Genomic DNA, 26,716 nt, shown 5'->3' on the forward strand with positions numbered 1-26,716 from the left:
GGACCACTGGTCGAGTGCGTACCCCTTGAGTATGCACGCCTTCATGGGATGATTTGTGAGTGCCTCACCTCAGTGATCTCATCCGGCGACACACGTCACTCAAACAAGCGGACCTGGAGTGGATCCACTCCCTGGTCTCGGACTGGCAGCTCCTCGCGGACCTGTCCTTCGCGGACCTCGTGCTGTGGGTGCGACTGCGCGAGGACGACGGCTGGGTGTCGATCGCCCAGATGCGCCCCACGACCGGCCCGACCGCCTTCCAGGACGACCTGGTCGAGGCCGTGCTCCTGGACGACATGACGGATGTCACGTCGCGGACGGCGTCGCGGGCGGTCGGCCGCAGGGCCCTCATCGACCGCGCGTGGAGCGAGGGGCGGATCTGCCGCGACGGCGACCCGGACTGGTCCGGGGGGGTCCCCGTGCGGGAGGAGACCATCCCGGTGCGCCGCGAGGGCAACCTCATCGGCGTCATCCAGCGCAGCACCAACCTGAGCTCGGCGCGCACGCCCAGCCGCCTGGAGCTGACCTACCTCCAGAGCGCGGGCGACCTGGCGCAGATGATCGCCGAGGGGGCGTTCCCGTTCAGCGACCAGGGGCCGCTCATGGTGCGGTCCCCGCGCGTGGGCGACGGGCTCCTGCGGCTGGACCAGAACGGCGAGGTGGTCTACGCCAGCCCCAACGCCCTCTCGGCCTACCGGCGGCTCGGGCTGGCGGCCGACCTGGTGGGCGCGCGCCTGGACCGCACCACCCTGGAGCTGGCCGCCACGGGGGAGGCGCGGGACGAGGCGCTCACCTACACCGCGAGCGGCCGTGCGCCGCAGGAGGCGGAGGTGGAGACGCGCGGCGTCACCGTGCAGCTGCGTGCCATCCCCCTGGTCATCGACGGGGTGCGCATAGGGGCGCTGGTGATGGTCCGCGACGTCACCGAGCTGCGGCGGCGCGAGCGCGAGCTGATGACCAAGGACGCCACCATCCGGGAGATCCACCACCGGGTCAAGAACAACCTCCAGACGGTGGCCGCCCTGCTGCGGCTCCAGTCCCGGCGCCTGGACGTGCCCGAGGCGCGGGCGGCGCTGGACGAGGCGGTGGGCCGGGTCGGGTCCATCGCGATCGTGCACGAGATGCTCTCGCACACCCCGGACGAGGTCGTGGACTTCGACGACATCGCCGACCGGGTGATCCAGATGGCGGCGGAGGTCTCCTCGACCGGCGGAACGGTCGTGCCCCGCAGGGTCGGCGGCTTCGGGCTGCTGAACGCCCTGGTGGCGACGCCGCTGTCGATGGTGCTCGCCGAGCTCGTGCAGAACGCCGTCGAGCACGGGCTGGAGCAGGGGCCGGGGCGGATCGAGGTGCGGGTGCGCCGGTTCGACCCGGAGCCCGCCCATCCGGGCTCGGGGAGCCTGGAGCTGGCCGTGTCCGACGACGGCGGCGGGCTGCCCCTCGACTTCGACCTGGAGGGCGCCACGAGCCTGGGACTCCAGATCGTGCGGACCCTCATCGTGGGCGAGCTGGGGGGAACCCTGGCGATCAAGCCGATGGAGAGCGGCGGGACCGAGGTCGCCATCAGCCTGCCGCTGGAGCGCGAGGAGGGCGAGGTGCCCTGAGGGAGGTCTCCCCGGAAGGGGAGGCGCGCGGTCCCCGTCGCGCCGCGGGGACCTCTCGCGCTCCCCGTGTGCGCACGGGGGAGCGCCGTCCGTCGGGACGAGCCTCCCGCGGCGGGTTCCGCCGCGGGGGTTCCGCCGGTGTCACCGGAGGGGGTGCGCCGGTGCGGCGGTGTACCGCTGTGGCCGCGGGTGCGGCCGAGGGGGTGTCAGCTGCGGACCATGGAGCGGTGGGAGGAGCCGCGGCGCTTCTTGAGCAGGCGGCGCTCGTCCTCGCTGGTGCCGCCCCACACACCGCCGTCCTGGCCGCTCTCCAGCGCCCACTTCAGACAGGCCGAGCTGACGGGGCAGCGCTGACAGACCGCCTTCGCTTCCTCGATCTGGATCAGTGCGGGGCCGAAGTTCCCGATGGGAAAGAAGAGTTCGGGGTCTTCGTCACGGCAGGCTGCGTCATGGCGCCAGTCCATGCGGTCCACTCCTCACGGTGAGGCGATCGGATGCTTGTGAAGCTTTTCACGATCGTGCGCGTGTGCGGATTGTGCGAAGGGCGCCCGATGGATGGGTCCCATCGGAGGATGTCCAGGCCGAGATGGTTCAGGTTTCACCCCACGGCCATGTGGGAAGCGCCCAAATTAACTCGCCCGTAACTCGCGGCGATATCTTGAGCGTGACAGGGTTCCCCGGGGCATGCAAGAGGTCCCGAGGCCGAAGGTCCTGATCGGTGTGTCAGGTGCGTCACAGTGCTTGCGAATGGCATCTATCGCCGCAATTAACAGATGATTCGTAATGCCTTCGGTACAGAGTGGAAGTTGACCTGTTCTCGGTCGCCCAGGTATTCGCCGTCGATTTGGAACGCCCTGGGGTGCGACGACGTGATGCGGAGAGAGTCCTGGTCATGCCACGTGGCGTAGCCGTCCCCCTGCGCGGGCAAGCCTTTGGGGAAGAACATTTGGGAAAGAACCCAGCCGGTGATCGCGTGTGACGAGTGGGTCAGGGCGAAAGCGTCCAGCCCCAGCTCGAAACGGGACGCGGGGGTCGGCTGAAGGGGGAGGGCGCCCGCGTACGTCCACGGTGTGGTGTTGGTGACGAGCGCGAAATACACCTCTTCGAGGTTCCTTCCGCGACTGGACACGCTTAGTGACGGATCGCGGATATCACCCTGGAAGAACAGCTTTACCGCGACTTCGGCGTACAGCGCCGGGGTGGCCTTGCGGCCGTTCGCGCGCTCGTGCTCCACCTGCTGGACCACATCGGCGTCCCATCCGAAGCCGGCACAGAAAGTGAAGTAGCGGTCGTCCTGGTCGCTGGTGATCCGCCCGAGGTTGATCTCGCGCTCGCGCCCCTCGCGGACCGCCTCGAGCACCGCGCCGGTCGCCTCCACCGGATCGCCGGGCACGCCGAGGGCGCGGATGAACACGTTGGCGCTGCCGCCCGGGATCACCGCGTAGCGCGGACGCTTCAGCCCCTCGGGGGCCGTCAGGAGGCCGTTGACCACCTCGTTGACGGTGCCGTCGCCGCCGAGGCTCAGCACGAGCTCGTAGCCGCGGGCCGCGGCCTCGCGGGCGAGGACCACGGCGTGGTCGCGGTACTCGGTCTCGGCGACGGTGATGTCCAGCTCCGAGGCCAGGGCGCCCAGGATCACCTCACGGGTCCGTGACGTGGTCGTGGTCGCCTGGGGGTTCACGATGAATAGGGCGCGCACCCGCTCAGTGTAGGCGTTCGGGGGGTACGGGGCCCGCCGTACCCGTGACGGGCCCCGCGGATGTCCGCCGCGGGGCCCGCGCGGCCGGGCGCGAAGCCCGGGGGCGGGCGGCGGGGCCGCGCGGGCGCGTATAGGCTCGTCGGGTGTCTTCTCGTCCCGTCACCGTCGTCGCCGCAGCAGCACTGGAGGCCCTGATCGGGCTGGCCGCGGCGGTCGGCGGACTCTACAGCTTCGTCATCGCCGTCACCGGCCGGGCCGGCGACCTCACCAACGCGATCCCCCTGGCCGCCCTGGGCCTGGGCGTGGGCGCGCTGCTGGTGTTCGTCGCGCGGGGGCTCTGGCAGCTCAGGGAGTGGGCCAGGACGCCGGTGTTCGTCACGCAGCTCTTCCTCGCGGTGGTGTCCTACTACATGTTCACCAGCGAGCAGTACGCGATCGGGGCGGTGCTGCTGGGCGTGGCGGTGTGCGCCTCCGCCGCGGTGCTCTCGCCGCCGACGACCGCGGCGCTCTTCCCCGAGGAGCGGGGGAAGTAGCTCCGCGGCCGCCCGCGGCGGACCGCCGTCCGCTCAGTCGTCCGTGGTCAGGGCCTGGCGCAGCTGCGCCAGTGTGCGTGCCAGCAGACGGGACACGTGCATCTGCGAGATCCCCAGTTCCTGGGCGATCTGCGACTGGGTCATGTTGCCGAAGAAGCGCAGCAGCAGGATGCGCTTCTCCCGCGGCGGGAGCTGTTCCAGGAGGGGCTTGAGCGACTCCCGGTACTCCACGCCCTCCAGGGACTCGTCCACGATGCCCAGCGAGTCGGCCACCGCGGGGGCGTCCTCGTCACCGCTGTCGGGAGCGTCCAGCGACACCGTCGAGTAGGCGTTGGCGGACTCCAGGCCCTCCAGCACCTCCTCCTCGGTCATCTGGAGGTGGGCGGCGAGCTCCGCCACGGTCGGGGAGCGCCCCTCCCGCTGTGACAGGTCGCTGACCGCCTTGGTGAGCGAGAGCTTCAGCTCCTGGAGGCGGCGGGGAACCCGCACCGCCCAGCCCTTGTCGCGGAAGTGGCGCTTGATCTCACCGACGATGGTCGGGGTCGCGTAGGTGGAGAACTCCACCCCGCGCTCCAGGTCGAACCTGTCGATGGACTTGATCAGCCCGATCGTGGCCACCTGGGTGAGGTCGTCCAGCCACTCGCCGCGGTTGCGGAAGCGTCGGGCCAGGTACTCCACCAAGGGCAGGTGGAGCTCCACCAGTTCGTCGCGGATCCGACGGCGCTCCTCGGAGTCCGCGTCGAGTTCGTTAAGGCGCTCGAACAACAGTCTCGCTCGCGCCCGGTCGGGCACCGCGTGTTCGGTCTTCGCTGTCAGAGCGGGCCCCCTTTCGCTCACGCCGACTCCAGGGTGCCGCGGCGTTTGTACAGGACGATGTAGACGCGGTCGTCCGGACCGACCCCCGAGTCGACCTCGCCCGCGAGGGCGGAGAGGACGGTCCACGCGAAGGTGTCGCGGGCGGGAAGGCGGCCGTCTGCGGTGAGCACCGAGACGGAGATGCGCATTCCCTCGGGGGTGAGTTCAAATTCCGTGGTCAGTTCTGTGCCGGGCAACGCCTGGGAGAGGAGCATCGCGCAGGCCTCGTCGACACCGATCCTCAGGTCCTCGATCTCGTCGAGGGTGAAATCGAGTCGCGCGGCCAGGCCGGCCGTCGCCGTCCGCAAGACGGACAGATAAGCGCTGTCCGCAGGCATGTTGACGGTGACAGCGTCCCTGACGCCAATGGCGTCGGCCGTGGGCACAGCGGTTTCTTCGGTCACGTCCCTCCTTCGGGGGGCGAGGTTGCCGCTTGAAAGCAATGTATCTCGTTTCACCCTGCCACTGACGCAGGGAGAACGGATCGTGTCCGATGGATCCGGAATGAAGGCGAGACGATCGCCCCCCCTCAGTCCCGCGGGGAGCCCAGGGCGGTCAGCGCCGCGCCGTCCAGGCGGCGCACCGTCCATCCGTCCATGGGCCGGGAGCCGAGCGCCTCGTAGAACCGGATCGAGGGCTCGTTCCAGTCGAGGACGGACCACTCCAGGCGGGAGTAGCCGCGCTCCACGCAGATCTCCGCCAGGGTCCGGAGCAGGGCCAGGCCGTGGCCCCCGCCGCGCGACTCCGGGCGGACGTACAGGTCCTCCAGGTAGACGCCGTGCCTGCCGGTCCAGGTGGAGAAGTTGAGGAACCAGAGCGCGAACCCGACGGGAACGGCGTCGCCGTCCCCGCCGACGTCCTCCGCGATGTGCGCGAACACCGACGCGTCCGGGCCGAAGAGCGCGGTGCGCAGGTCGTCCTGGGTGGCGACCGCCGCCTCGGGCTCCTTCTCGTACTCGGCGAGCTCCCGGATCATCCGGTGGATGACGGGGACGTCGTCGGGCCGGGCGGGACGGATCATCGGGTCACCTCGGGTCGCGGATCGGCGGACACGGTCACCCACAGCCTATGCGCTGGGGAGGGAGGAACCCGTGGGCCGCCCGCGCGGCCGGGGGACGGGGCCGCCCGGCCGTCCGCACGCGGGAGGGCCGTGGGTCCTCACGGGGCCGGGGAGCGGGGGCGGCGGGCGCGGCCGGCACGGCCCGGAAGCCCTACCGCCCGCGCTCAGGGCCGGTGGGCGACCACGCGTTCGACGAGACCCAGGACCAGGCGGTCGTGGTGGCCGATCTCGAAGCCGACCTCCGCGGCGACCTCCCTGGGCAGGCGGCGCGGGTTCTCGCGGCGCTGCTCGACGAGCCGTCCGGGCAGCCGGGCGTACTCGATGTGGTCGACCATGAGAAGCCTGCCGCCCGGCACCAGGACCCGGTACATCTCCGCCAGCGCGCGCCGCTGGTCCGGCACGGCGCACAGCGCCAGCGTGCACAGGACGGTGCCGAAGGTCTGGTCGGGGAAGTCCAGGTCCTGGGGGTCGCCCTCGACGAGGCGGGCGGGCATGCCCAGCTCGTCGGCCCTCTCGCGGGCCCGGGACAGCGCCTCCGGGTCGGGGTCGATGCCGGTGAGCCGGACCTGGGGAGGGTAGTGGCGCAGGTTCCTGCCCGCGCCCACCCCCACCTCCAGCGTGTGCCCCCGGGCCCCGGCGCACAGGATCTCCCGCGTCCGGCGCATGGCCGGGCTCTGGAAGCGCCCGCCGTGGTCGTGATGGGCGGTCGGCCGCTCCCCGCGCCTGCGGCCGTCCTCCGTGCGCGAATCCATGTCTCCCCCTGGCAGCGGCGCCTACACCACGACTCTGGGTCCCCGCCGTCTTCGGGTCAAGGGGAAGACGGGGCGCGTTCCCGGCCGGTTCCGGCCTTCCGGCCCCGGGCGGGCCCTCCCGGGGCCGGGCCGGAAGACGCGGGCGCCCCGCACCGGCGGTGCGGGGCGCCCGGGGAAGGAGACCGACTCTAGAGCACCTTGGACAGGAAGGCCCGGGTGCGCTCGTGCCTGGGGGAGGAGAGCACCTCGGAGGGCACCCCGGACTCCACCACGAGGCCGTCGTCCATGAACACCAGGGAGTCGCCGACCTCGCGGGCGAACCCCATCTCGTGGGTGACGACCACCATGGTCATGCCTCCCCGGGCCAGGTCGCGCATGACGTCCAGGACCTCGCCGACCAGCTCCGGGTCGAGCGCGCTGGTGGGCTCGTCGAACAGCATGAGGGCCGGTTCCATGGCCAGCGCGCGGGCGATCGCCACGCGCTGCTGCTGGCCGCCGGAGAGCTGGTCCGGGTAGGCGTCCGCCTTGTCCGGCAGGCCCACGCGCTCCAGGAGCTCCAGGGCCTTGGCGGTGGCCTCCGCGCGCGGGACCTTCTTGACCTGCACCGGGGCCTCGATGATGTTGCCGACGACGCTCAGGTGCGGGAACAGGTTGAACCGCTGGAAGACCATCCCGATGTCGCTGCGCTGGGCGGCGATCTCGTTGTCGCGGAGTTCGTACAGGCGGCCGCGCTTCTGCCGGTAGCCCATGAGCTCCCCGTTGACCCACAGCCGTCCGGCGGAGAGCTTCTCCAGGTGGTTGACGCACCGGAGGAACGTCGACTTCCCCGACCCCGAGGGGCCGATGATGCACATGACCTCACCGCGCCTGACCTGGAGGTCGATGCCCTTGAGGACCTCCAGTCGCCCGAAGCTCTTGTGCACGTTGTCGGCCACCACGAGGGCGTCGGCGGGCAGCTCGGCGCCCTCGGCCGTCTCGATGACCCGGTCGCTGCTCTGCTCGCCCATCAGTGAGCCCCTCCGACGATGCGGCCACGGATCCCGCCGTACTGGCCGGGGTTGAACCTGCGCTCGATGAAGTACTGGCCGACCATCAGCACGCTGGTGATGGTGAGGTACCACAGGCAGGCGGCGACCAGCATCGGGAAGATCTGGTAGGTCCGGGATCCGATGGCCTGGAGCTGGTAGAACAGCTCGATGGTGACCGGCACGTACGCCAGCAGCGCCGTGTCCTTGAGCATGGCGATGGTCTCGTTGCCCGTGGGCGGGATGACGACCCGCATGGCCTGCGGCAGGGTGATCCGCCGCATGATCCTGCCGCGGCCCATGCCGAGGGCCTGCGCGGCCTCGGTCTGCCCCTTGTCGACGGACTGGAGCCCGGCCCGGATGATCTCGGCCATGTAGGCGCCCTCGGAGAGCGACAGGGCGAGCAGGCCCGCCACGTAGCCGCTCAGGAGGGTGCGGGTGTCGATCTCGAAGAAGCGGGCGTCGCCCTCCAGCCCGAGCCACGGCATCCAGTAGTTGTCGAACGGCAGGCCGATGGCGATCGTGGTGTACAGGATGGCGATGTTGCCGAAGAGCACCGCCAGCACCAGGCGGGGCACACCGCGGAAGAACCAGGTGTACAGCCACGAGACCGCCATCAGGACGGGGTTCCCGGAGAGCCGCATCACCGCGAGGACGATGCCCAGGACGATGCCGATGAGCATCGAGAGCACGGTGGCGCTGATGGTGACCCACACGCCGCGGACCACCGGGTCCGAGAACATGTGCTCCAGCATGAACGGCCAGTTGAACGCGTCGTTCGTGAACAGCATGTGCACGAACATGGCGGCGAGGACCAGGATCACCGCCGCGGCGACCCACCGCTCCGGGTAGCGGACGGGGACGGCGGTGACGGGCTCGGTGGAGCGGCCCGGGGTCGGATTCGGCGACCCCGGACCGCTCACCGGTTCGGTCGGTGAGGACACAGGTCAGTCTTTCGCTCGGTGGATGTCTGTGGGGGTTGTGCCCCTACAGCTCGGGGTTCACCTCGGCGGTCTCCAGGACACCGGCCTCGACGCCCCACTCGCCCAGGATCTCGGTGTAGGTGCCGTCCTCGATGATGGCGTTGAAGGCCGCGGCGACGGCCTCGGCGAGCTCGGTGTCCTCCTTGTGGGTGAGGACGCCGTACGGGGCGGCGTCGTACTGCTCCCCGATGAGCTCCAGGACGCCCTCGCCGGTCTGCTCCAGCGCGTAGACGGCGGTGGGCATGTCGGCCAGGGACGCGTCGTTGACCCCGGAGACGACGGTCTCGGTCGCGAGCGGCTGGTTCTCGAACTTCTGGATGGTGATGGCCTCTTCGCCGGCCTCGACGCAGGCCTCGCTGCGCGCCTCGATGTCGGCGTCGTGGGTGGTGTCGGACTGGACCGCGATGCGCATGCCGCAGGCGTTGTCGGGGTCGACGTCCTGCGGGTTGCCGGTCTGGGCGAACCACTGGGTGCCCGAGGAGAAGTAGCTGATCATGTTGACCTGCTCCATGCGCTCCTCGGTGACGGTGAACGAGGACGAGCCAAGGTCGTAGGTCCCGGTGTCGACGCCGATGACGATGGAGTCGAAGGCGGTCGGCACCCACTCGGCCTCCAGGCCGAGCTTGCCGAGGGCCGCGGTGACCAGGTCCACGTTGAAGCCGAGGGCCGTCTCGCCGTCCTCGTCCAGGTACTCCCCGGGCGGGTAGGAGGCCTCGACGCCGATCGTGACGGAACCGGCCTCGGCGATGTCCGCGGGCACCAGCGCGGCGAGCTCCTCGTCGACCTCGACGGCGGGGGCCTCGGGCGTCGCGGTCTCCTCCGAGGCGCCGCCGTCCCCGCCGCACGCGGTCAGGGCCAGGACGCCGGCGACGGACAGGGCGCCCAGGGTGAGAGGCGCGGAGTGGGGCTTGAGCAGAGCCATCGTGGGGTCTCCTTCAGAGCACGGAGTGCCTGGTCGGAGGCGGGTTCGTGGCCCCACCGCCCGAGCCAAAACGACTATTGAGATCATTGTGCGACAAAAGCTGATAAGTCGGTGCCGTCCTATCGTGCCGACCCGCGATTTTCCTGTGGTCACCGTTGTGAGAGGATTGCGTAACGGGTCATCCCCGTGAGAGGCGACCGCGCAGTACTCGCATAAGAGTCCGGCGAAGAACGACTCACCCCCGGCGACACCACCGGTCATGGCCGACCGGCACCGGAGGAGAGCTCCCCTGGCACCTTCACTTCTTCGCGCGCGGTTCGCACCACTGCCAAGGTCCGCCCCCGTCATGGCCGACGGCCGGGTGGACACGCACACCGAGGGGTTTGAGTAGTGACGACCGTTTCGCGTACCCAAGACCAGCATTCCCACCTCGACGAGGACCCGGCCTTCGCGCTGCACCGCGGTGGCAAGCTCCACATCTCCTCCTCCGTCGACGTCCACGACCACGAGGGGCTGTCCCTCGCCTACACCCCCGGCGTCGCCCGCGTCTGCGACGCCATCGCCGAGACCCCCGAGCTCGTCGAGACCTACACCTGGAAGAGCAACCTGGTCGCCGTCGTCACCGACGGCACCGCGGTGCTGGGCCTGGGCGACATCGGCCCCGAGGCCTCCCTGCCCGTCATGGAGGGCAAGTCGCTGCTGTTCAAGCAGTTCGGCGACGTCGACTCCGTGCCGATCGCACTGGGCTGCACCGGCGTCGACGAGATCGTCGAGACCGTGGTCCGGATGGCCCCGTCCTTCGGCGGGATCAACCTGGAGGACATCGCGGCCCCCCGCTGCTTCGAGATCGAGCGCCGGCTCCGCGAGCGCCTCGACATCCCCGTCTTCCACGACGACCAGCACGGCACGGCGATCGTCACGGTCGCCGCGCTGCACAACGCCGCGCGCCTGACCGGCCGAACCCTCGCCGACCTGCGCGTCGTCGTCTCCGGGGCGGGCTCCGCCGGGGTCGCCGTCACCAAGATGCTCATCGACGGCGGGATCGGCGACATCGCCGTCGCGGACTCCAAGGGCATGATCCACGACGGCCGGGAGGGCCTGAACCCGGTCAAGCAGGAGCTGGCCGGGATCAGCAACCGGGCCGGGCTGCGCGGCTCCATCGAGAGCGCGCTCGCCGGCGCCGACGTGTTCATCGGCCTGTCCTCCGGGGAGGTCCCGGAGTCGGTCGTGGCCACCATGGCCGACGACGCGATCATCTTCGCGATGGCCAACCCCAAGCCCGAGGTGCACCCCGACGTCGCCCGCAAGTACGCGAGCGTCGTCGCCACCGGGCGCAGCGACTTCCCGAACCAGATCAACAACGTGCTGGCCTTCCCCGGCGTGTTCCGGGGGGCGTTCGACGCCCGCGCCACGGACATCACCGAGAGCATGAAGCTGGCCGCGGCCGAGGCGCTCGCCGGGCTCGTCGGCGACGACCTGGCCGCCGACTACGTCATCCCCAGCCCCTTCGACCCGCGGGTGGTTCCCGCGGTCTCCGCCGCGGTCGCCGCCCAGGCCCGCGAGGACGGGGTCGTCCGCGCGTAGGACCGCGCGCGCCGTTCCGCGACCGCGGGGCGGAGGCGCCGGTCGGAAGCGGGCGCGGGACACACCACGCGGGACCGCGGTGACACGACGGGGCCCCGGCGCGCACGCGCCGGGGCCCCGTTCCCGTGTGCGGGGGCCCGGGACCCGTACACGGGAACGGGGCGGCCGGTGGCGTCGAGTCGCCTCGGAGGACCCTGCACGGGCCCGGCCCCGAGGTCCCGGCGGGCGCAGCCCGTCCCTCCCCTGTGCGCGGACGGCCCCGGCGCCTCCGGGGGTGGGGCCGGCCCCACCCCGGAACCGGGGGAGGGGCGTAGGGCGGCGCCGAGGGCCGCGGCCGTAGGTTCTTCCAGGTCACCCGCGCCACCGAGGGCGCGGACCCGAGCGAGGAGCCCCGCCGCCGATGAACGACCCCGACCCCGCCCCCCACAGGCGCCGCCCCCGCGGGCGGTGGGCGGTGACGGCGCTGCCCGCCGCTCTCGCCGTCCTCGCCGCGGTCTGCGCGGTGACGGCAGCGCCGCGCCCCTACGAGCTCGGACCGCGGTCCGGCGGGGACACGGAGCTGGCCGCACAGGTCCGGGACGGGATCACCGATCCCACCGGCTACCACGGGTTGGCGGTCGCCGTCGTCGAACCGGACGGGTACGGCGCGCTCCGCGTGCGCACGGCGGAGCTGGGCGGTGCCGGGACCGGCGGCGATCCGGTGGACCGACGGACCTTGTTCGGGTCCGCCTCGGTCGCCAAGGTCCTCCCCGGGATGCTGCTCGCCGACATGGTCGACCGCGGCGAACTCACCCCGGACACGCGCGTCGGCGACCTCCTGGACGGCCTCGACTTCGCCGACCCGGCCCTGTCGGGGGTCACGGTGGAGGAGCTGGCGACGCACACGGCGGGGCTGAGCAGGGAGGAGACCAGTCTGCCCCAGACCCTGTGGCAGTTCGCCGCCAAACACCACCCCGAGCCCCCCGGCTCCGTCGAGGAGTTCCTGGAGGACGTCGCCGGGCGGGCGAGGGTCGACCCGGGGCTCCGGGGGACCAACCACTACTCCAACACCGGCGTCGACCTGCTGGGGCACGCCCTCGCGGCCCGCGCGGGGACCGACTACGCGGACCTGGTCCGGGAGAGGATCCTGGAGCCCCTGGACATGGACGACAGCGCGGTCTGGACCGACGGGGCCGGGCTGGGGTTCGGTGTGCACGACGCCGACCGCGGGCGACCCCTCGTCCCGGACCGCGCCGAGGCCAACAGCCCCTCCGGCGGGCTGGTCACGACCGCGTACGACCTCGGCCTGCTCCTGGCCGCGGTGATGGACGGCTCGGCCCCGGGCGCCGGGGCGGTGCTGCCTGTTGCCCCCGGCGACGTCGAACGGCGCGAACAGGGCCTCGGCTGGTACGTGGAGACGCTGGGAGGCGTGCCGATCACCGGCCACGGCGGCAACGCCACGACCAACGGCCACACGGCGTGGATCGGCTACGCCGGCGGCCGGGGCGCCGTCGTCCTGTCCGACACGCACCGGTTCAGCGAGGACATCGGCATCAGGTTGCTCGGGGTCGAGGAGTCCAGCCCGGACAACGCGGCGGGGGAGCGGCTCTACGGAGCGGCCACCGCCCTTCTCGCGCTCGTGCCGGGCCTCCTCGCCCTGGGGTTCGCCGCCCGGCGCCGACCGGGGGTCCTGTGGCGCCGCCCCACCGACCGGCTGGGCCTGCTCGCCCACGGGCTCGCCGGGGCGGCGCTGCTCGAGTACGCGCGCCTCGCCGGGTTCTGGCACCTGGTGTCCCCGTGGGCATGGGTTGCGGGGGTGTTCCTCCTGGCGGCGTCCCTGGCGGTGGGCGCGTACCGGTGGCCGGAGCTCCCGACCGCGCGGGGGGCCCGGCGGTGGGCGCGGTGGGTGCTGGTGCTCCCCGTCGCCGCGGCGGGCACGGCCCTTCTGGCGGCCCTGGCCTCCCTCTGACCCCGCCGGGGCGGGGGAGGGGGCACGAGAGGGCCCGGCAGGCGCGCCCCCGCGACGCCTGCCGGGCCCCGATCGTTCGACTACCGGTCCTTGCCACCGCTCCCGTCGGCGGAGCCGCTCCCGGGTTCCGGGGCGTCGCCGCCCTCCGCGGCGCCGTCCGCGTTCCCGTCACCGGGATCGCCGACGGCCTCGCTCCAGGGGTCCCCTCCCGGGGCGGAGGGCATCGGCCGGGCCTCCGGCCCGTCCTGGGCCCGTTCCCCGGGAGCCGCGTGCGTCCCGGCCGGTCCGCCGGAGCCGCCGGAGTCGCCGGAGCCCTCGGGGCCGGGGGCGTCCCCTGCGTCCCGTGCCTCCTCGGCGGCTTCCCCGGACGTCCCGGTCCCGGCGCCGCCGTCCCCGGTCGGGCCCCAGTTCCGCGCGTCCTTGCGGATCACCTCGACCGTGTCGTCCAGGATGCGCCGGAGGTCGTGCGCCGCCGCCTCGCCGACGTGGCCCGCCTCGCGGACGACGTCGCGCACCCTGTCGCCGAAGTCGCGCAGGGCCTGGTCGAACTCGGGCCCCCCGGCCCGGCGCTCGGAGTCACCGCGGCTCCAGACCGCGCCGAACGCACCGAAGCCCTGGGCGAAGCGCTCCCACTCGCGGGCCCAGCGGGAGCCGTCCTCGCAGCCCTGGTCCCCGGGCCTGTCCCGGGCCCCGTCCTGCCGGCCGGAGGACTCCTCAGACGGATCCCCGGCCTCCGGGGCGCGTCGTTCCGAGGTGTCGGCCTCCTCCGCGGAGGGTGCGGGTCCCGGGGCCTCCTCGCGACCGCCGTCGGTCCGGTCGCCCCCGGCCGGGGGCTCGGGGCGGCGCGCGCCGCCCGCGGCGAACTTCAGCTCCTCGCGCAGCGAGCTGATGGTGGCGCGCACGTCCTGCTTGACCGCCCGCGCGACGTCCCGGACGGAGTCGGTGAGCTCCTTCTCCAGGTCGTCGAGGTCGCCGCTGCGGCCGCGCAGTTCGGCGCGGCCCTTGTCCGTGAGCCGGTAGACCTTGCGGCCGCCCTCCTCGGTGTGGGTGACCAGGCCCTCCTCCTCCAGCCGTGCGAGGCGCGGGTAGATGGTGCCGGGGGAGGGCGAGTACACCCCGAGGAAGCGGTCGCGGAGCAGGCTGATGATCTCGTAGCCGTGCCGCGGGCTCTCGTCCAGCAGTTTGAGCAGGTAGAGCCGCAGTCTGCCGTGGCCGAAGATGGTGCTCATTCAGGCCCCCTCGGGGATCGCGGCCGGGGCCTCGGGCGCGCGCCGCAGCAGCGCGGTCCGCCCCGACGCGGAGTTGACGGTGATGGAGGCGGGGTCGACACCGCTGCCGATCTTTCCGCTGAGGATCGTCCTGGCCGGGGCGCTGCGCCGGTCCAGGCCGAAGTCGGAGTTCACGGGCGAGGTCGAGGTGCGCAGCTCGACGGTCGCCGAGGTGTCGGCGGGGACCCGCAGGGCGATCTCCCCGGACACCGAGTTGAGCCGCACCCGGCCGGCGGGCGCGATGTCGGTGTCGGCGAGCAGCTGGCCCGACACGGTCTTGGCGCTCAGCGCGGAGAGGCGGCCGCCGGCCACCGCCAGCTGGCCGCTGACGCTGTTGAACTTGAGGTTGCCGCTGGCGCCCCGCACGGCGGTGTTGCCCGAGACGGTGGCGATCTCGGTCTCGCCCGAGGCCTCGTCGAGGGTGATCTCGCCGGAGGCGGTCCGCAGCTGGCTGCGCGCGCTGATCCCCGCCGCCACGATGGGCGCGGTGGCCGTGGTGACCTCCACCGGGCAGTCGTGGGGAAGGCGCAGGTTGACGGTCGCCCTGCGGTGCTGCACGCGCTTGTAGGCGGAGAGCTGCATCGGGCGGAGCCGGTCCAGGAAACCGGGCCCGGTGAGGTCCTCGTACTGGATGGTGAGGATGCCCGCCTCCTGGGTGACCAGGAGGGGGTCGCCCACGATGTCGGTGACTTCGAAGGTGGCCGGGTCGTCGGTGGGCAGGATGTTGACGTGACCGCCGATGATCCGGACCCGCAACGCGACGATGCCGTCCAGGGTCTGGGTCATCGGCCTGTCGATGGTCCAACGCGCCATCGTGTGTTCCCTTCGCTTGCTCTGTGCCTTCACGATATGTCGCGAGTGGGGGGAACTCAAGATATGTCGCGTAGTTTCGGGGGCGGTTCAGGGGGGAGCAGGGGTTCTCCCCGAGGCCGGGCCGGGGCCCGGGCCCCGGCCCGGCCTCGGGGACGAGCGCTCCGGCGGGGCGCCCGGCGGAGCGGGCCGCTCGTACGGCCTCCCGCCGGCGCCGGCCGGGCGCGCCCCGAGGCGGCCGGGCGTCCGGCCCCGGACACGGGAAAGGGGCCCGGGTCGCCATGACCCGGGCCCCTCACACCCCGCCGCTCACGCGGAGGGGCGGTGACTACTCCTCGTCGTCCTCGTCGTCCAACCGGGCCAGCCAGGTGGCCAGCCGGTCGACCGGCGTCTCGAACTCGGGGTGGACGTCGGTGAACACCCGCAGCTGCTCGGCGAGCCAGGCGAAGCTGACCTCCTCCTCGCCGCGGCGGCCCTCCAACTCCTCGATCCCGCGATCGGTGTAGTACACGCTCTGCCCCGTCCTCAGTCGGCGGGCGGGAACACCGTGTCCACCAGGGCACGCTGCTCGGCCTCGTGGCGCTTGGCCGAACCGGCCGCCGGCGCGGAGGAGGCCGGACGCGAGATCCGGGTGAACGGACGGTCGAGCTGCTCGGAGAAGACCAGCGCGACGAAGGGCCACGGGCCCATGTTCGCCGGTTCCTCCTGCACCCACAGGACCTCGCCCGCGTTCGGGAAGGCCTTGAGCTGCTCGCGGATCTCCTCGATCGGCAGCGGGTAGAGCCGCTCCGCCCGGATGATCGCCGTGTGCTTGTCACCGCTCTTGCGGCGCGCGGCGTCCAGGTCGTAGTAGATCTTCCCGGAGCACAGCACCACGCGGCGCACCTTGTCGGGCGCGATCGAGTCGTCCGGGATCAGCGGCTGGAAGTGCCCCGACGTGAACTCGGACGTGGCCGAGGTGGCGGCCTTCAGGCGCAGCACCGACTTGGGCGTGAACACCACCAGCGGGCGCTGGAACGGCGACTTGGCCTGCCAGCGCAGCAGGTGGAAGTAGCTCGCCGGGGTCGACGGCATCGCGACGGTCATGTTCTCCTGCGCGCACTGCTGCAGGAACCGCTCGATGCGGGCGGACGAGTGGTCCGGCCCCTGGCCCTCGTAGCCGTGCGGCAGCAGCAGGGTCACGCTGGAGCGCTGGCCCCACTTCTGCTCGCCGGCGGTGATGTACTCGTCGATGACGGTCTGGGCGCCGTTGACGAAGTCGCCGAACTGCGCCTCCCACATGACCAGCGCGTCCGGACGGGTCAGCGAGTAGCCGTACTCGAAGCCCAGCGCCGCGTACTCGCTCAGCAGCGAGTCGTGCGCGTGGAAGCGGGTGGTCCCCTCGTCGAACTGCTTGAGCGGCGTGTAGGTCTCGCCGGTGTCGCGGTCCATGATGGCGGCGTGCCGCTGCCCGAAGGTGCCGCGGCGGCTGTCCTGGCCGATCAGGCGGACGGGGTGGCCGTCGAGCAGCACCCCGCCGAAGGCCAGCAGCTCACCGGTCGCCCAGTCGATGGCGTCGGTCTCGACCATCGTCGCGCGACGGGCCAGCTGGGGCGCCAGACGCGGGTGCGGCGTGAAGCCCTCGGGCAGCGACACCTGGGTGTCGATGATCCGCTTGACCGTCTCGGAGCTGATCGCCGTCTCCACCGCGGAGTGGTCCAGGCGGCCCTCGGTGAACACCTCGGGCTTGACCACGGCGCCCGGCTCGATCGGCTTCTTCTCGCCCTCGCGGGTCTCGGTGAAGGCCCGTTCGAGCTCGGACTGGTAGTCGCGCAGGGCCGACTCGGCCTCCTCCACGGTGATGTCCCCGCGGCCGATGAGGGCCTCGGTGAACAGCTTCCGGGTGGAGCGCTTGGCGTCGATGACGTCGTACATCAGCGGCTGGGTGAACGCGGGGTTCTCACCCTCGTTGTGACCGCGGCGCCGGTAGCAGATGAGGTCGATCACGACGTCCTTGTTGAACGCCTGGCGGTACGCGAAGGCCAGGTGCGCGACCCGGACCACGGCCTCGGGGTCGTCCCCGTTGACGTGGAAGATGGGCGCCTGCACCATGCGCGCCACGTCCGTGGCGTACACGCTGGAGCGGCTGTCGGCCGGGGAGGTGGTGAAGCCCACCTGGTTGTTCACGATGACGTGCACCGTGCCGCCGGTCCGGTAGCCGCGCAGCTGCGACAGGTTGAGCGTCTCGGCCACCACGCCCTGGCCGGCGAACGCGGCGTCGCCGTGGATCAGGATCGGCAGCACCGTGAAGCCGTGCGGGCCCTTGTTGAGGACGTCCTGCTTGGCGCGGACGATGCCCTCGGCGACCGGGTCGACCGTCTCCAGGTGGGACGGGTTGGCGGCCAGCGAGATCTGGATCCTGTCGCCCTCGCGGGTCTCGAAGACCCCCTCGGTGCCCAGGTGGTACTTGACGTCACCCGAGCCGTGCGCGCTGCGCGGGTCGAGGTTGCCCTCGAACTCGCCGAAGATCTGCCCGTACGACTTGCCGCAGATGTTGGCGAGCACGTTCAGCCGGCCGCGGTGGGCCATGCCGATGACGGCCTCGTCCAGCTCGGCCTTGGCCGCCCGCGAGATCACACCGTCCAGCAGCGGGATCAGAGACTCCCCGCCCTCGAGCGAGAAGCGCTTCTGGCCCACGTACTTGGTCTGGAGGAAGGTCTCGAACGCCTCGGCGCTGTTGAGCCTGTGCAGGATGTGCAGCTGCTCGTCGCGGTCGAGCTTCTCGTGCTCGCGCTCGACGTGCGACTGGATCCACTCCCGCTCCTCCGGGCTCTGGATGTGCATGTACTCGATACCCACCGTGCGGCAGTAGGTGTCGCGCAGCACGCCCAGCACGTCGCGGAGCTTCATGACCTGCTTGCCGCCGAAGCCCCCGGTGGGGAACTCGCGGTCCAGGTCCCACAGGGTGAGCCCGTGCTCGAGCACGTCCAGGTCGGGGTGCTTGCGCTGCTCGTGGTCCAGCGGGTTGGTGTCGGCCATGAGGTGGCCGCGCACGCGGTACGCGTGGATGAGCTCCTGGACCCGGGTGGTCTTGTCGAGCTGCGTCGCCTTGTTGACGTGGATGTCCTGCACCCAGCGCACCGGCTCGTACGGGATCCGCAGCGAGTTGAAGATCTCGTCGTAGAAGCCGTCCTCGCCCAGGAGGAGCTGGTGGATCCGGCGGAGGAACTCGCCGGACTGCGCGCCCTGGATGATCCGGTGGTCGTAGGTCGACGTGATCGTCATGACCTTGCTGATGCCGAGCTCGCTCAGGGTGTCCTGGGACGCCCCCTGGAACTCCGCCGGGTACTCCATCGCGCCGACGGCGAGGATGGTGCCCTGGCCGGGCATGAGGCGCGGGACCGAGTGCACGGTGCCGATGCCGCCCGGGTTGGTCAGGCTGATCGTGGTGCCCTGGAAGTCGGTCACGCCCAGCTTGTTGGCGCGGGCCTTGCGGACGATGTCCTCGTAGCCGCTCCAGAACTCGTTGAAGTCCATCTCGTCGGAGCCCTTGATGCTGGGCACCACGAGCTGACGGGAACCGTCGGCCTTCTGGAGGTCGATCGCGAGACCGAAGTTCACGTGCTCGGGCTTGGCCACGCCCGGCTTTCCGTCGACCTCGACGTAGGAGTAGTTCATCTCCGGCATGGCCTTGGCGGCCTTGACCATCGCGTAGCCGATGAGGTGGGTGAAGGAGACCTTCCCACCGCGTCCGCGCCGGAGGTGGTTGTTGATGACGATGCGGTTGTCGAACAGGAGCTTGACCGGCACCGCGCGCACACTCGTCGCGGTGGGCATGGTCAGACTCGACTCCATGTTGGTAGCGGTCCGCGCGGGTGCACCGCGCAGACGCTCCTGCTTGACCTGGAGTGCCTCGTCCTTGCTCCCCTGCGCGGGCGCAGGGGGGGCAGCGGACTTCTTGGGCGCGGGGGCTGCGGGAGTCTTCTGGTCCTGCGCCTTGGCAGCACCCCCGCCCTTCGCGCCGGCAGTCTCCGCGGGCTTGTAGTCCGCGAAGAAGTTCCACCAGGCCTTGTCGACGGAGTTCGGGTCGTTCAAGTACTTCTGATAAAGCTCCTCGACCAACCACTCGTTGGGACCGAAGTCTGTCAGGGGTTGAGACGCCTCAGACGACACGGCGGAGATCGCCCACTTCCGCAGCTCGCTTGTGAATGTGTATGAAGACGGGTGGCTGCTGGCAAGGCGGGCTCGAAGGAACGTGGGAGCATCCCCGCGCATGCGGGAAGCATCTGACCTGGCCAGCACTCGTCGGATACCAGGCTACTTGTACCGGCCTCCTCGCGGGGAACCCGGGCGTTGTTGAAACTAGGAGATAGGTAACAATGTTTCACATCGCCGCTCTCCCTACGCACGGGTAACTAAGCGCAGCGTTGTTATGCCGTCTGTTTTGTGTTGATTTCAGGGGATTTTGAGATGTGAAGACACTGTCCTCGTTCGGCCAACCGGGGTGTGGCGCGTGCCACTCGGGGGTCCCGGGAGGGCGGGAACCGTCGGCGGCCGGACCGCGTCGGAGTGGGTGTGAGCGGCCGGGCAGGACGGCCGGGTCCCCGCCGCCGGCGTTTCCCAGCGGAGGCGGGGGGACCCGGGCCCGGCCGCGGACCCCCCCTCCCCGTGCCCGGGTGGCCCGGTGGTCGGCGTCCCGCCTCTTTCCCTGGTCCCCGCGGGCCGCCGACGGGTGAAACGCCGGTCCGGGACGCCGAGGATGCGCGGATCTGCGCGCTCTCCGGAGTTCTCCCACGGAACGGGCCCCGCGCTGTCTACGATCTCGGTGACGAGCACACCGACGTCGCGGGGTAGGGGAGGCCCATGAGGGGGCTGGGGGAACTGGAGGCGGCCATCATGGACGCGCTGTGGCGGTCGGACACACCGCTCTCGGTGCGCCAGGTCCGCGAGAACATGGTCTACGACCGCGACATCGCCTACACGACCGTCATGACGGTCGCGAACATCCTCTTCCACAAGGCTCTGCTGGACCGGGAGAAGTGCGGGCGCGCCTGGGTGTACTGGCCCCGGGAGACGCACGCCGAGTACACCGCGCGGGTGATGGACGAGGTCCTCAACACGGGCCCCGACCCGCGCGCCACGCTGCTCAGCTTCGTGGAGCGCTTCAGCGACGAGGACATGGTGCGCTTCCACCAGATGCTCAGCCAGGTGAGGGGCCGCCGCGGCATCGCCAGCTGACCCCGTTCGGCGTCGGCCGGGCCGGGCACGGCCGTTCCGGGCGGACCGGGGAGGCGGCGCCGCCTCCCCGGTCCGGGGCTACTCCAGGACCCAGCTGCGCCCCTCGGCCGCCAGCTTCTCGACGAGGGTGGCGCTGTCGTGCTCCTTGGCGAACAGGTGCTCGGGCCGGGTGATCGGCACGATCCACAGCCAGCGCACCGGATCCCCCTGGAAGGAGAGCCCGGAGGTGTCCAGCGGCCGGTGGTCGGGGTGCGCGACCAGGGGGGCCGGGTCCTCCATCAGCAGGACCGCGCCCGCGCCGCCGCGCATCGCGCGGTCCTCGGGGTTGTCCAGCCACTTGACCGTGTGGCCGGTGCCGAACCACGTGACCGCCCGCCAGGGGAACGCGCCGATCCACCGGAAGATCCTGGCGGCCCGGTGGGCGGGCATGGTCGTGGCCAGGGCCAGTTCGACGCGCGCGTGCTGGGAGGTGTTGGCCATGTAGCGGTCCAGGGTGGGCATGCGCTGGCCGCACATCCCGACGGTGGACAGGACCGTGAACGGGCGCTCCGCCGTGGGCGGGCGCTCGGACACGCGGAGCAGGGGCGGGTGCCCGTCGGACACGTCCCAGTAGTGGCCGGGCTCGCCGACGCGGCGGTTGAGGTGGCTCAGGACGGTGCGCTGCACGCTCCGCCACGCCCCCGAGGCGCGGCGCCAGTCCCAGTAGGCCTCGGCGTGCACGACGCGCGGCCACAGCTGGCCGCGCACCGAGTCCAGCTCCCAGGCGTAGGCGCTGCGGCCGATGGCCTCCCGCGCGTAGCCGGGGAGCCCGCTGTCCGCCTCGGCCCAGCCGGGGATGACCGCGAGCAGGCCCTCCTCGTCGACCAGGGCCACGCCGTCGCCCTCCTCGAACCACACCGCGCGCAGGCACGAGGGGTCGAAGCGTGGACGGCCCTGCGGGTGCTTGGTGTACGCCTCCGGCATGAGGGGCGCCTGGCCCTCGTACAGCCCGCCCGACTCGCTCGTGCGGGGGGCCATCTCGTGGTTGGCCAGCCACACGGGCACCCGGATGCGGCCCCGGGCGTCCAGCAGGTAGGCGGCCGTGGTGTGGGAGTCGCACTCCACCACGACACGGCGGCTCTGGTACGGGCTGATCTCGTCGAGCAGGACGTCGATCCCTGTCACCGGCCCTCCAACGCGCCGATCCCCTGATTGTCGTGGCTGGTGGACGAACTCGTCCGGGCCGTCCACACAGTGCGTAGAATCGACGGTAGTGCCCTGACAGGCGGAGCTGCACCGCAGCCGCGTATAGGTCGTATAACGACCCGAGCCGCTGCCACCCGCGCCGGGCCGAGACCATCGACTCCACCCCTTACGGACTCTCTATGCCCGCCGAGCTCACCTTTGTCGCCCCGCGCCGTGCCAAGCCTCCCCGGCACCTGGCCGACCTCAGCCCCGAGGAGCGGGCCGAGGTCGTCACCGAACTGGGGGAGAAGCCCTTCCGTGCCAAGCAGCTCGCCAAGCACTACTTCGGCGGGCTGGAGTCGGACACCGAAGCGATGACCGACCTGCCGGCGGAGTCCCGGGCACGCCTCGGCGAAGCCCTGCTGCCCACCCTCCTGACGCCCGTCAGGCACGTCACCGCCGACAAGGGGATGACGCGCAAGACCCTGTGGAAGGCGTTCGACGGGGTCCTGTTCGAGTCCGTGCTCATGCGCTACCCGGACCGCGTGACCCTGTGCATCTCCTCACAGGCCGGCTGCGGCATGAACTGCCCGTTCTGCGCCACCGGCCAGGCGGGCCTGACCCGCAACCTGTCCACGGGCGAGATCGTGGAGCAGGTCGTCGCCAGCGCCCGCGACCTGGCGCGCGGCGAGGTCGCCGGGGGGCCGGGCCGGATCAGCAACATCGTGTTCATGGGCATGGGGGAGCCCATGGCCAACTACAAGCGCGTCCTCCAGACGGTGCGCCGCATCACCGACCCCGTGCCCAACGGCATGGGCATCTCTCAGCGCGGCGTGACCGTGTCGACCGTCGGTCTGGTGCCCGCGATCAACAAGCTCATCGACGAGAGGATGCAGGTCCGCCTCGCGATCTCCCTGCACGCCCCCGACGACGAGCTGCGGGACGAGCTGGTGCCGATCAACACCCGCTGGAAGGTCGGGGAGGTCCTGGACGCCGCCTGGCGCTACGCCGGGACCACCGGCCGCCGGGTCTCCATCGAGTACGCGCTCATCAAGGACATCAACGACCAGGCGTGGCGGGCCGACCTGCTCGGCAAGCTCCTCAAGGGCCACCTGGTGCACGTCAACCTCATCCCGCTCAACCCCACCCCCGGTTCCAAGTGGACGGCCTCGCGGCCGGAGGACGAGCGCGAGTTCGTCCGGCGGCTCCAGGCGCACGGGGTGTCGGTCACGGTTCGCGACACGCGTGGACAGGAGATCGACGGGGCCTGCGGGCAGCTCGCGGCGGCCGAGAACTGACCGGGGCCGGGCCCGGGGGCGGCAGGTGATCGAGACAGCGCTGGCCTTCGCGGTCGCCCTCGTCTCCGGGGCCGTCCCGGTGATCAACATCGAGATCTACCTGGTGGGCGCCGTCGTCGCCATGGACGACGGCGCCCTCGTCGCGATGGCCGTCGCCGCGGGGCTGGGGCAGACCCTCGGCAAACTGCCCTACTTCTACGTGGGAAGGGGCACGATCGCCGTGCCGTGGATGCGCCGCAAGGCGCAGACCCCGGGCAAGTGGGCGGAGCGCGCCGAGGGATGGCGGCGCAAGGCGGAGGCGCGCCCCGCCTGGGGCGCGGGGCTGGTGGCCCTGAGCTCCTTCGCCAGCGTCCCGCCGTTCGTGGTGGTGTCGGTGCTGGCCGGGGTGGTGCGCATGAACGTCGTGCTGTTCTGCGCGGTCACCTTCGCCACCCGCACCGCGCGGTTCCTCGTCGTGGTGTTCGCCCCCGCCTGGGCGATGTCCTTCCTGCCCTGATCCGGGTCGGGCCCGCCGCCCACGGCCCGCCGGTCGCGCCACGGGCCGCCCCCGCACCACCGTCCGGCTCACCCCCGACGGGCGGGTCACCGTCTCCGCCCACTGGGACCGGCTGCTGCGCCTGCACGAGGCGGCCGAGGCGTGGACGGACCCCGGAGCCTGAGAGCCCGGGAGGCCGTCCACGCCTCGGCGGGGAAGGGCCGGGGCGCCGTCGACCGTCGGCTTGCGTACCCCGGCCGACCCCTCCGGGGCGCGGTGGCCGGACACATGCCCATCACACTGAACGCGTGTTCGGTTGCTCGGCAAGGGCGTGGCGCACCCGCGTCCGCCGCCGGGCCGGGCGGGGAAGCGGTCGTACACTCGGGTCACGGCGCCCCCGGGCGCCCCCACAACCACGAGGAGAGGTCCATGGTGCAGGTCGCGGTCGCCCAGTTCGCCCCCGGGCGGGACAAGGCGGAGAACCGGCGCTCGGTGGCGCGGCTGACCGCGCGCGCCGCCGCGGAGGGCGCGCGCGTGGTCCTCTTCCCCGAGTACGCGATGTTCACGGCGTCGCGCATGGACCACCGCTACGTCGAGGCGGCCGAGCCCCTGGACGGCCCCTTCGTCTCGTCGGTCGCGGACACCGCCCGCCGGGAGGGCGTGCACGTCGTCCTGGGCGTCAACGAGGCGGGGGAGGACCCGGAGCGCTTCACGAACACCCTGGTGGCCCTCTCCCCGGACGGGGACCGGGTGGCGCGCTACCGCAAGATCCACCTGTACGACGCGTTCGGCGTGAGGGAGTCGGACGTGCTGAGGCCCGGGCCCGTCGAGGAGCCGGAGACCTTCGCCGTGGACGGTGTGGTGTTCGGACTCCAGACCTGCTACGACCTGCGCTTCCCCGAGGTGACGCGGCGGATCGTCGACGCGGGGGCGCACGTGGTGCTGCTGGCGGCGCAGTGGGTTCCCGGCCCGCTGAAGGAGGAGCACTGGCGGACGCTGGCCCGCGCCCGTGCCATCGAGAACACCGTGTACGTCGCGGCGTCCGGCCAGGCGGCCCCGACGGGCTCGGGCAACAGCATGGTGGTCGACCCGATGGGGACCCCCGTCGCGGCCCTGGGGGAGCAGTCCTTCGCGATCGCCACGGCCCAGGTTTCGGCCGACAGGGTCGAGGAAGTGCGGGGGATCAATCCCGCGCTGTCACTGCGCCGTTTCTCGGTCTGTGAGCGTCCTTCGGGCTGAAGGGCGCGCGGCGAGCCCGTTGTAGATATCAGACAAAGGGTATGAACATGCAGTTGGCGACAGGGGTCTTCCCAGACTTGATCACTTAGGGTTATGATCTCCCTGCACGGAGTGATTTAGTTCGGTCCGGACCCTTCCAGGCGCCCAGCGCTTCTGATTCAATAAAGAGCCGGTAACTATCGGCCCGCCAGACTGTCCTAAACCACGGGGGGAGCAAGGACATTGCGCGGAACGAGCACGATGTGCGATCCAGACACGCTGCCTGACGACTCACACGACACCTACGTCTACGACCCGGGATCGCTGAGCGGGGCGCAGTGCATGGGGGATGCCTGCGTCGTCTGCCACGCCAAGTGGCCGCGGCCCCGAAAGGTCCTCGGAGAGCTTCCCGACGGAAGCCGCGTCTTCGGTTGTGAGGAGTGTGCGGGGATCATCGGCGTCGATCCGGGGATACCCGCCGGTGAACGGCTGTTCGCGGTGCGGTAGGAGCGGCAGGACGGTCGCGCTCCGGGTCCAGGGGGAGAGACGGACCCGGAGCGCTTCCGCTGACGCGCCCGCTTCCATCGGGGAGGAGGGGAAATGAGCGCGTCTATCCCGGATGGTCTCCTGTGACGGCCGACGCCGCCGAACACGCCCCGTGAGGGGCTTCCGGGGACAACGATACTCCGTGTCGTCCCCCGCCGACCGTCAGTGAGAGACATCCGTCCGGTATTTCCCCGAACTCGGACTAGCCGTTGGTGGGGAACCCCAGGTCGACGCCGCCGGAGGGCCGCCGCCCCGGGTCGGTCCAGCGCGCCGTGACCGCCTTCGTGCGGGTGTAGAAGTGGACACCCTCCGTGCCGTGTGCGTGGGAGTCGCCGAAGAGCGACTGCTTCCATCCGCCGAACGAGTAGTAGGCCACCGGCACGGGGATCGGGACGTTGATCCCGACCATGCCGACCTGGACCTCGTTCTGGAACCGGCGCGCGGCGCCGCCGTCGTTGGTGAAGATCGCGGTCCCGTTGCCGTACGGGTTGGCGTTGACCAGCTCCACCGCCTCGTCGTAGTCGCGCACGCGCAGCACGCTCAGCACCGGGCCGAAGATCTCGTCCCGGTAACAGGCCATCTCCGGGCCGACGCGGTCGAGCAGTGAGGGACCCAGCCAGAAGCCGCCGGGATCCCCGTCCGGGACCGGGTGCACCCGGCCGTCGATCGCCAGGGTCGCGCCCTCGCGGACCCCCGACTCCAGGTACGAGGCGACCTTGTCGCGGTGCTCCCGCGTGACCAGCGGGCCCATGTCGCTGCGGTCGTCGTCGCCGGGACCGACCCTCAGCCGGGACACCCGGTCACGGATCCTCTCGACCAGCCCGTCCGCCACGGAGTCGACCACGGCCACCGCCGAGATGGCCATGCAGCGCTCGCCCGCCGAGCCGAAACCGGCCGACACCGCTGAGTCCGCCGCCAGGTCCAGGTCGGCGTCGGGCAGCACCACCATGTGGTTCTTGGCCCCGCCCAGCGCCTGCACGCGCTTGCCGTGCCCGGCGGCGGTCCGGTAGACGTACCGGGCGATCGGGGTGGAGCCCACGAAGCTGACCGCGGCCACGCCGGGGTGCTCCAGGACGGCGTCCACCGCCTCCTTGTCGCCGTGCACGACGTTGAACACCCCGGCGGGCAGCCCCGCCTCGGCCCACAGCCCGGCCAGCAGCACGGCCGCCGACGGGTCCTTCTCGCTGGGCTTGAGCACGAACGTGTTGCCGCAGGCGATGGCGATCGGGAACATCCACATCGGCACCATGGCGGGGAAGTTGAACGGGGTGATCCCGGCGACCACGCCGAGCGGCTGGAGGATCGAGTAGGAGTCCACGCCGGTGGACACGTTCTCGGAGTAGCCGCCCTTGAGCAGGTGCGGGATGCCGCAGGCGAAGTCCACGACCTCCAGGCCGCGGGCCACCTCGCCCCGGGCGTCGGAGAACACCTTGCCGTGCTCGGCGCTGATCAGCTCCGCGAGGCGGTCCTGGTCGCGGGCGAGGAGTTCGCGGAAGCGGAACAGGATCTGCACGCGCCGGGAGAGCGGGGTGTCCCGCCATCCCGGGAAGGCCTCCCGCGCGGCGGCGACCGCCGCGTCGACCTCCCCGGCCCCGGCCAGGTCGACCGTGCCCGAGACCCGGCCGGACGCCGGGTCGTGGATGTCGCCCCGTCGCCCGGCGGCCCCCTCGTGGGCGCGCCCGCCGATCCAGTGGGTGACGTGCTTGCTCATGTGATCCCTCTCCTCGTCCACAGGCGTTGTCCACAGGTGCGGGG

24 protein-coding genes are annotated in these 26,716 nt (G+C 71.6%); 9 read left to right on the forward strand and 15 right to left on the reverse strand.

The annotated features are described in order from the left end of the window. Window positions 1-59: 59 nt before the first annotated feature. Complete coding sequence (locus ACFQBR_RS17965; protein ID WP_267948352.1) at window positions 60-1,604, forward strand: sensor histidine kinase; 1,545 nt, start codon at window positions 60-62, stop codon at window positions 1,602-1,604. A 206-nt stretch (window positions 1,605-1,810) separates the two neighbouring features. On the opposite strand, the gene ACFQBR_RS17970 is transcribed toward ACFQBR_RS17965, so the two are convergent. Both ACFQBR_RS17970 and ACFQBR_RS17975 read right to left on the reverse strand, forming a co-directional pair. Further along, window positions 1,811-2,068 carry a WhiB family transcriptional regulator gene (locus tag ACFQBR_RS17970; RefSeq protein ID WP_267948353.1) on the reverse strand — a complete coding sequence of 86 codons (258 nt, stop codon included), beginning with the start codon at window positions 2,066-2,068 and terminating at the stop codon, window positions 1,811-1,813. A gap of 302 nt (window positions 2,069-2,370) precedes the next feature. Continuing rightward, on the reverse strand, window positions 2,371-3,303 hold the full coding sequence (locus tag ACFQBR_RS17975) for a diacylglycerol/lipid kinase family protein (RefSeq protein ID WP_344179748.1): 933 nt from the start codon (window positions 3,301-3,303) through the stop codon (window positions 2,371-2,373). Between the two features lie 143 nt (window positions 3,304-3,446). On the opposite strand from ACFQBR_RS17975, the gene ACFQBR_RS17980 reads away from it, so the two are divergent. Then, window positions 3,447-3,836: a hypothetical protein gene (locus ACFQBR_RS17980; RefSeq protein ID WP_267948355.1), complete on the forward strand. Its 390-nt coding sequence runs from the start codon at window positions 3,447-3,449 to the stop codon at window positions 3,834-3,836. A gap of 33 nt (window positions 3,837-3,869) precedes the next feature. Here the strand turns inward: ACFQBR_RS17980 and ACFQBR_RS17985 are convergent, their stop codons facing one another. From ACFQBR_RS17985 to ACFQBR_RS18015, 7 genes are all read right to left on the reverse strand, one after another. After that, complete coding sequence (locus ACFQBR_RS17985; protein ID WP_267950266.1) at window positions 3,870-4,628, reverse strand: RNA polymerase sigma factor SigF; 759 nt, start codon at window positions 4,626-4,628, stop codon at window positions 3,870-3,872. Window positions 4,629-4,669: 41 nt separating this feature from the next. Then, a complete protein-coding gene (locus ACFQBR_RS17990; protein ID WP_267948356.1) occupies window positions 4,670-5,095 on the reverse strand; it encodes an ATP-binding protein in 426 nt (141 codons plus the stop codon). Window positions 5,096-5,220: 125 nt separating this feature from the next. Further along, entirely contained in the window at window positions 5,221-5,712 is a 492-nt protein-coding gene (locus ACFQBR_RS17995; RefSeq protein WP_344179747.1) for a GNAT family N-acetyltransferase, read from the reverse strand. A 203-nt stretch (window positions 5,713-5,915) separates the two neighbouring features. Further along, window positions 5,916-6,503, reverse strand: a complete 588-nt coding sequence (locus ACFQBR_RS18000; protein WP_344179746.1) for a class I SAM-dependent methyltransferase — start codon at window positions 6,501-6,503, stop codon at window positions 5,916-5,918. A gap of 188 nt (window positions 6,504-6,691) precedes the next feature. Further along, window positions 6,692-7,510: an amino acid ABC transporter ATP-binding protein gene (locus tag ACFQBR_RS18005; RefSeq protein ID WP_344179744.1), complete on the reverse strand. Its 819-nt coding sequence runs from the start codon at window positions 7,508-7,510 to the stop codon at window positions 6,692-6,694. After that, window positions 7,510-8,472 (reverse strand): amino acid ABC transporter permease, encoded by a 963-nt coding sequence (locus ACFQBR_RS18010; protein ID WP_267948360.1) that lies wholly within the window; start codon window positions 8,470-8,472, stop codon window positions 7,510-7,512. Before ACFQBR_RS18010 ends, ACFQBR_RS18005 begins: the two co-directional genes overlap by 1 nt. 43 nt (window positions 8,473-8,515) lie before the next feature. Beyond that, window positions 8,516-9,433 (reverse strand): ABC transporter substrate-binding protein, encoded by a 918-nt coding sequence (locus tag ACFQBR_RS18015; RefSeq protein WP_267948361.1) that lies wholly within the window; start codon window positions 9,431-9,433, stop codon window positions 8,516-8,518. A 390-nt stretch (window positions 9,434-9,823) separates the two neighbouring features. Here ACFQBR_RS18015 and ACFQBR_RS18020 point away from each other — a divergent pair, with 390 nt between their 5' ends. After that, window positions 9,824-11,017: an NAD(P)-dependent malic enzyme gene (locus ACFQBR_RS18020; protein WP_344179741.1), complete on the forward strand. Its 1,194-nt coding sequence runs from the start codon at window positions 9,824-9,826 to the stop codon at window positions 11,015-11,017. A gap of 400 nt (window positions 11,018-11,417) precedes the next feature. Continuing rightward, entirely contained in the window at window positions 11,418-12,965 is a 1,548-nt protein-coding gene (locus ACFQBR_RS18025; protein WP_344179738.1) for a serine hydrolase domain-containing protein, read from the forward strand. 80 nt (window positions 12,966-13,045) lie between these two features. Here ACFQBR_RS18025 and ACFQBR_RS18030 read toward each other — a convergent pair whose 3' ends face one another. The 4 genes from ACFQBR_RS18030 to ACFQBR_RS18045 form a co-directional block, all read right to left on the reverse strand. Further along, entirely contained in the window at window positions 13,046-14,194 is a 1,149-nt protein-coding gene (locus ACFQBR_RS18030; protein ID WP_344179736.1) for a PadR family transcriptional regulator, read from the reverse strand. Further along, window positions 14,195-15,046: a DUF4097 family beta strand repeat-containing protein gene (locus tag ACFQBR_RS18035; RefSeq protein WP_267948365.1), complete on the reverse strand. Its 852-nt coding sequence runs from the start codon at window positions 15,044-15,046 to the stop codon at window positions 14,195-14,197. A gap of 325 nt (window positions 15,047-15,371) precedes the next feature. Beyond that, window positions 15,372-15,554, reverse strand: coding sequence for a DUF6104 family protein (locus ACFQBR_RS18040; protein WP_267948366.1), 183 nt, complete (start codon window positions 15,552-15,554; stop codon window positions 15,372-15,374). Between the two features lie 14 nt (window positions 15,555-15,568). After that, window positions 15,569-19,195 (reverse strand): multifunctional oxoglutarate decarboxylase/oxoglutarate dehydrogenase thiamine pyrophosphate-binding subunit/dihydrolipoyllysine-residue succinyltransferase subunit, encoded by a 3,627-nt coding sequence (locus ACFQBR_RS18045; protein ID WP_344179733.1) that lies wholly within the window; start codon window positions 19,193-19,195, stop codon window positions 15,569-15,571. Between the two features lie 690 nt (window positions 19,196-19,885). Between ACFQBR_RS18045 and ACFQBR_RS18050 the strand changes: the two genes are divergently transcribed. After that, a complete protein-coding gene (locus ACFQBR_RS18050) occupies window positions 19,886-20,260 on the forward strand; it encodes a BlaI/MecI/CopY family transcriptional regulator (protein WP_267948368.1) in 375 nt (124 codons plus the stop codon). Between the two features lie 78 nt (window positions 20,261-20,338). Here ACFQBR_RS18050 and ACFQBR_RS18055 read toward each other — a convergent pair whose 3' ends face one another. Then, window positions 20,339-21,424 carry a suppressor of fused domain protein gene (locus ACFQBR_RS18055; RefSeq protein ID WP_267948369.1) on the reverse strand — a complete coding sequence of 362 codons (1,086 nt, stop codon included), beginning with the start codon at window positions 21,422-21,424 and terminating at the stop codon, window positions 20,339-20,341. Between the two features lie 200 nt (window positions 21,425-21,624). Here ACFQBR_RS18055 and rlmN point away from each other — a divergent pair, with 200 nt between their 5' ends. The 4 genes from rlmN to ACFQBR_RS18075 all read left to right on the forward strand — a co-directional run bounded on the left by rlmN (window position 21,625) and on the right by ACFQBR_RS18075 (window position 24,922). Further along, complete coding sequence (rlmN, locus tag ACFQBR_RS18060; protein ID WP_267948370.1) at window positions 21,625-22,722, forward strand: dual-specificity RNA methyltransferase RlmN; 1,098 nt, start codon at window positions 21,625-21,627, stop codon at window positions 22,720-22,722. A gap of 25 nt (window positions 22,723-22,747) precedes the next feature. Further along, window positions 22,748-23,218 carry a hypothetical protein gene (locus ACFQBR_RS18065; protein WP_344179729.1) on the forward strand — a complete coding sequence of 157 codons (471 nt, stop codon included), beginning with the start codon at window positions 22,748-22,750 and terminating at the stop codon, window positions 23,216-23,218. A gap of 408 nt (window positions 23,219-23,626) precedes the next feature. Then, on the forward strand, window positions 23,627-24,436 hold the full coding sequence (locus tag ACFQBR_RS18070; protein ID WP_267948374.1) for a carbon-nitrogen hydrolase family protein: 810 nt from the start codon (window positions 23,627-23,629) through the stop codon (window positions 24,434-24,436). Window positions 24,437-24,676: 240 nt separating this feature from the next. Continuing rightward, window positions 24,677-24,922 (forward strand): hypothetical protein, encoded by a 246-nt coding sequence (locus tag ACFQBR_RS18075; protein WP_267948375.1) that lies wholly within the window; start codon window positions 24,677-24,679, stop codon window positions 24,920-24,922. Window positions 24,923-25,163: 241 nt separating this feature from the next. On the opposite strand, the gene ACFQBR_RS18080 is transcribed toward ACFQBR_RS18075, so the two are convergent. Next, complete coding sequence (locus ACFQBR_RS18080) at window positions 25,164-26,672, reverse strand: CoA-acylating methylmalonate-semialdehyde dehydrogenase (RefSeq protein WP_267948376.1); 1,509 nt, start codon at window positions 26,670-26,672, stop codon at window positions 25,164-25,166. Between the last annotated feature and the right edge of the window lie 44 nt (window positions 26,673-26,716).

The sequence above is a fragment of the Nocardiopsis tropica genome, assembly GCF_042660575.1.
GTDB classification, from domain to species: Bacteria; Actinomycetota; Actinomycetes; order Streptosporangiales; family Streptosporangiaceae; genus Nocardiopsis; species Nocardiopsis tropica.

Excerpts from the sequence above, each read along its gene's own strand:
- ACFQBR_RS17970 (WP_267948353.1), bottom strand. The coding sequence starts at position 2,068 with ATGGACTGGCGCCATGACGCAGCCTGCCGTGACGAAGACCCCGAACTC.
- ACFQBR_RS17995 (WP_344179747.1), bottom strand. The coding sequence starts at position 5,712 with ATGATCCGTCCCGCCCGGCCCGACGACGTCCCCGTCATCCACCGGATG.
- ACFQBR_RS18000 (WP_344179746.1), bottom strand. The coding sequence starts at position 6,503 with ATGGATTCGCGCACGGAGGACGGCCGCAGGCGCGGGGAGCGGCCGACC.
- ACFQBR_RS18005 (WP_344179744.1), bottom strand. The coding sequence starts at position 7,510 with ATGGGCGAGCAGAGCAGCGACCGGGTCATCGAGACGGCCGAGGGCGCC.
- ACFQBR_RS18015 (WP_267948361.1), bottom strand. The coding sequence starts at position 9,433 with ATGGCTCTGCTCAAGCCCCACTCCGCGCCTCTCACCCTGGGCGCCCTG.
- ACFQBR_RS18025 (WP_344179738.1), top strand. The coding sequence starts at position 11,418 with ATGAACGACCCCGACCCCGCCCCCCACAGGCGCCGCCCCCGCGGGCGG.
- ACFQBR_RS18030 (WP_344179736.1), bottom strand. The coding sequence starts at position 14,194 with ATGAGCACCATCTTCGGCCACGGCAGACTGCGGCTCTACCTGCTCAAA.
- ACFQBR_RS18035 (WP_267948365.1), bottom strand. The coding sequence starts at position 15,046 with ATGGCGCGTTGGACCATCGACAGGCCGATGACCCAGACCCTGGACGGC.
- ACFQBR_RS18050 (WP_267948368.1), top strand. The coding sequence starts at position 19,886 with ATGAGGGGGCTGGGGGAACTGGAGGCGGCCATCATGGACGCGCTGTGG.
- rlmN (WP_267948370.1), top strand. The coding sequence starts at position 21,625 with ATGCCCGCCGAGCTCACCTTTGTCGCCCCGCGCCGTGCCAAGCCTCCC.
- ACFQBR_RS18070 (WP_267948374.1), top strand. The coding sequence starts at position 23,627 with ATGGTGCAGGTCGCGGTCGCCCAGTTCGCCCCCGGGCGGGACAAGGCG.
- ACFQBR_RS18075 (WP_267948375.1), top strand. The coding sequence starts at position 24,677 with ATGTGCGATCCAGACACGCTGCCTGACGACTCACACGACACCTACGTC.
- ACFQBR_RS18080 (WP_267948376.1), bottom strand. The coding sequence starts at position 26,672 with ATGAGCAAGCACGTCACCCACTGGATCGGCGGGCGCGCCCACGAGGGG.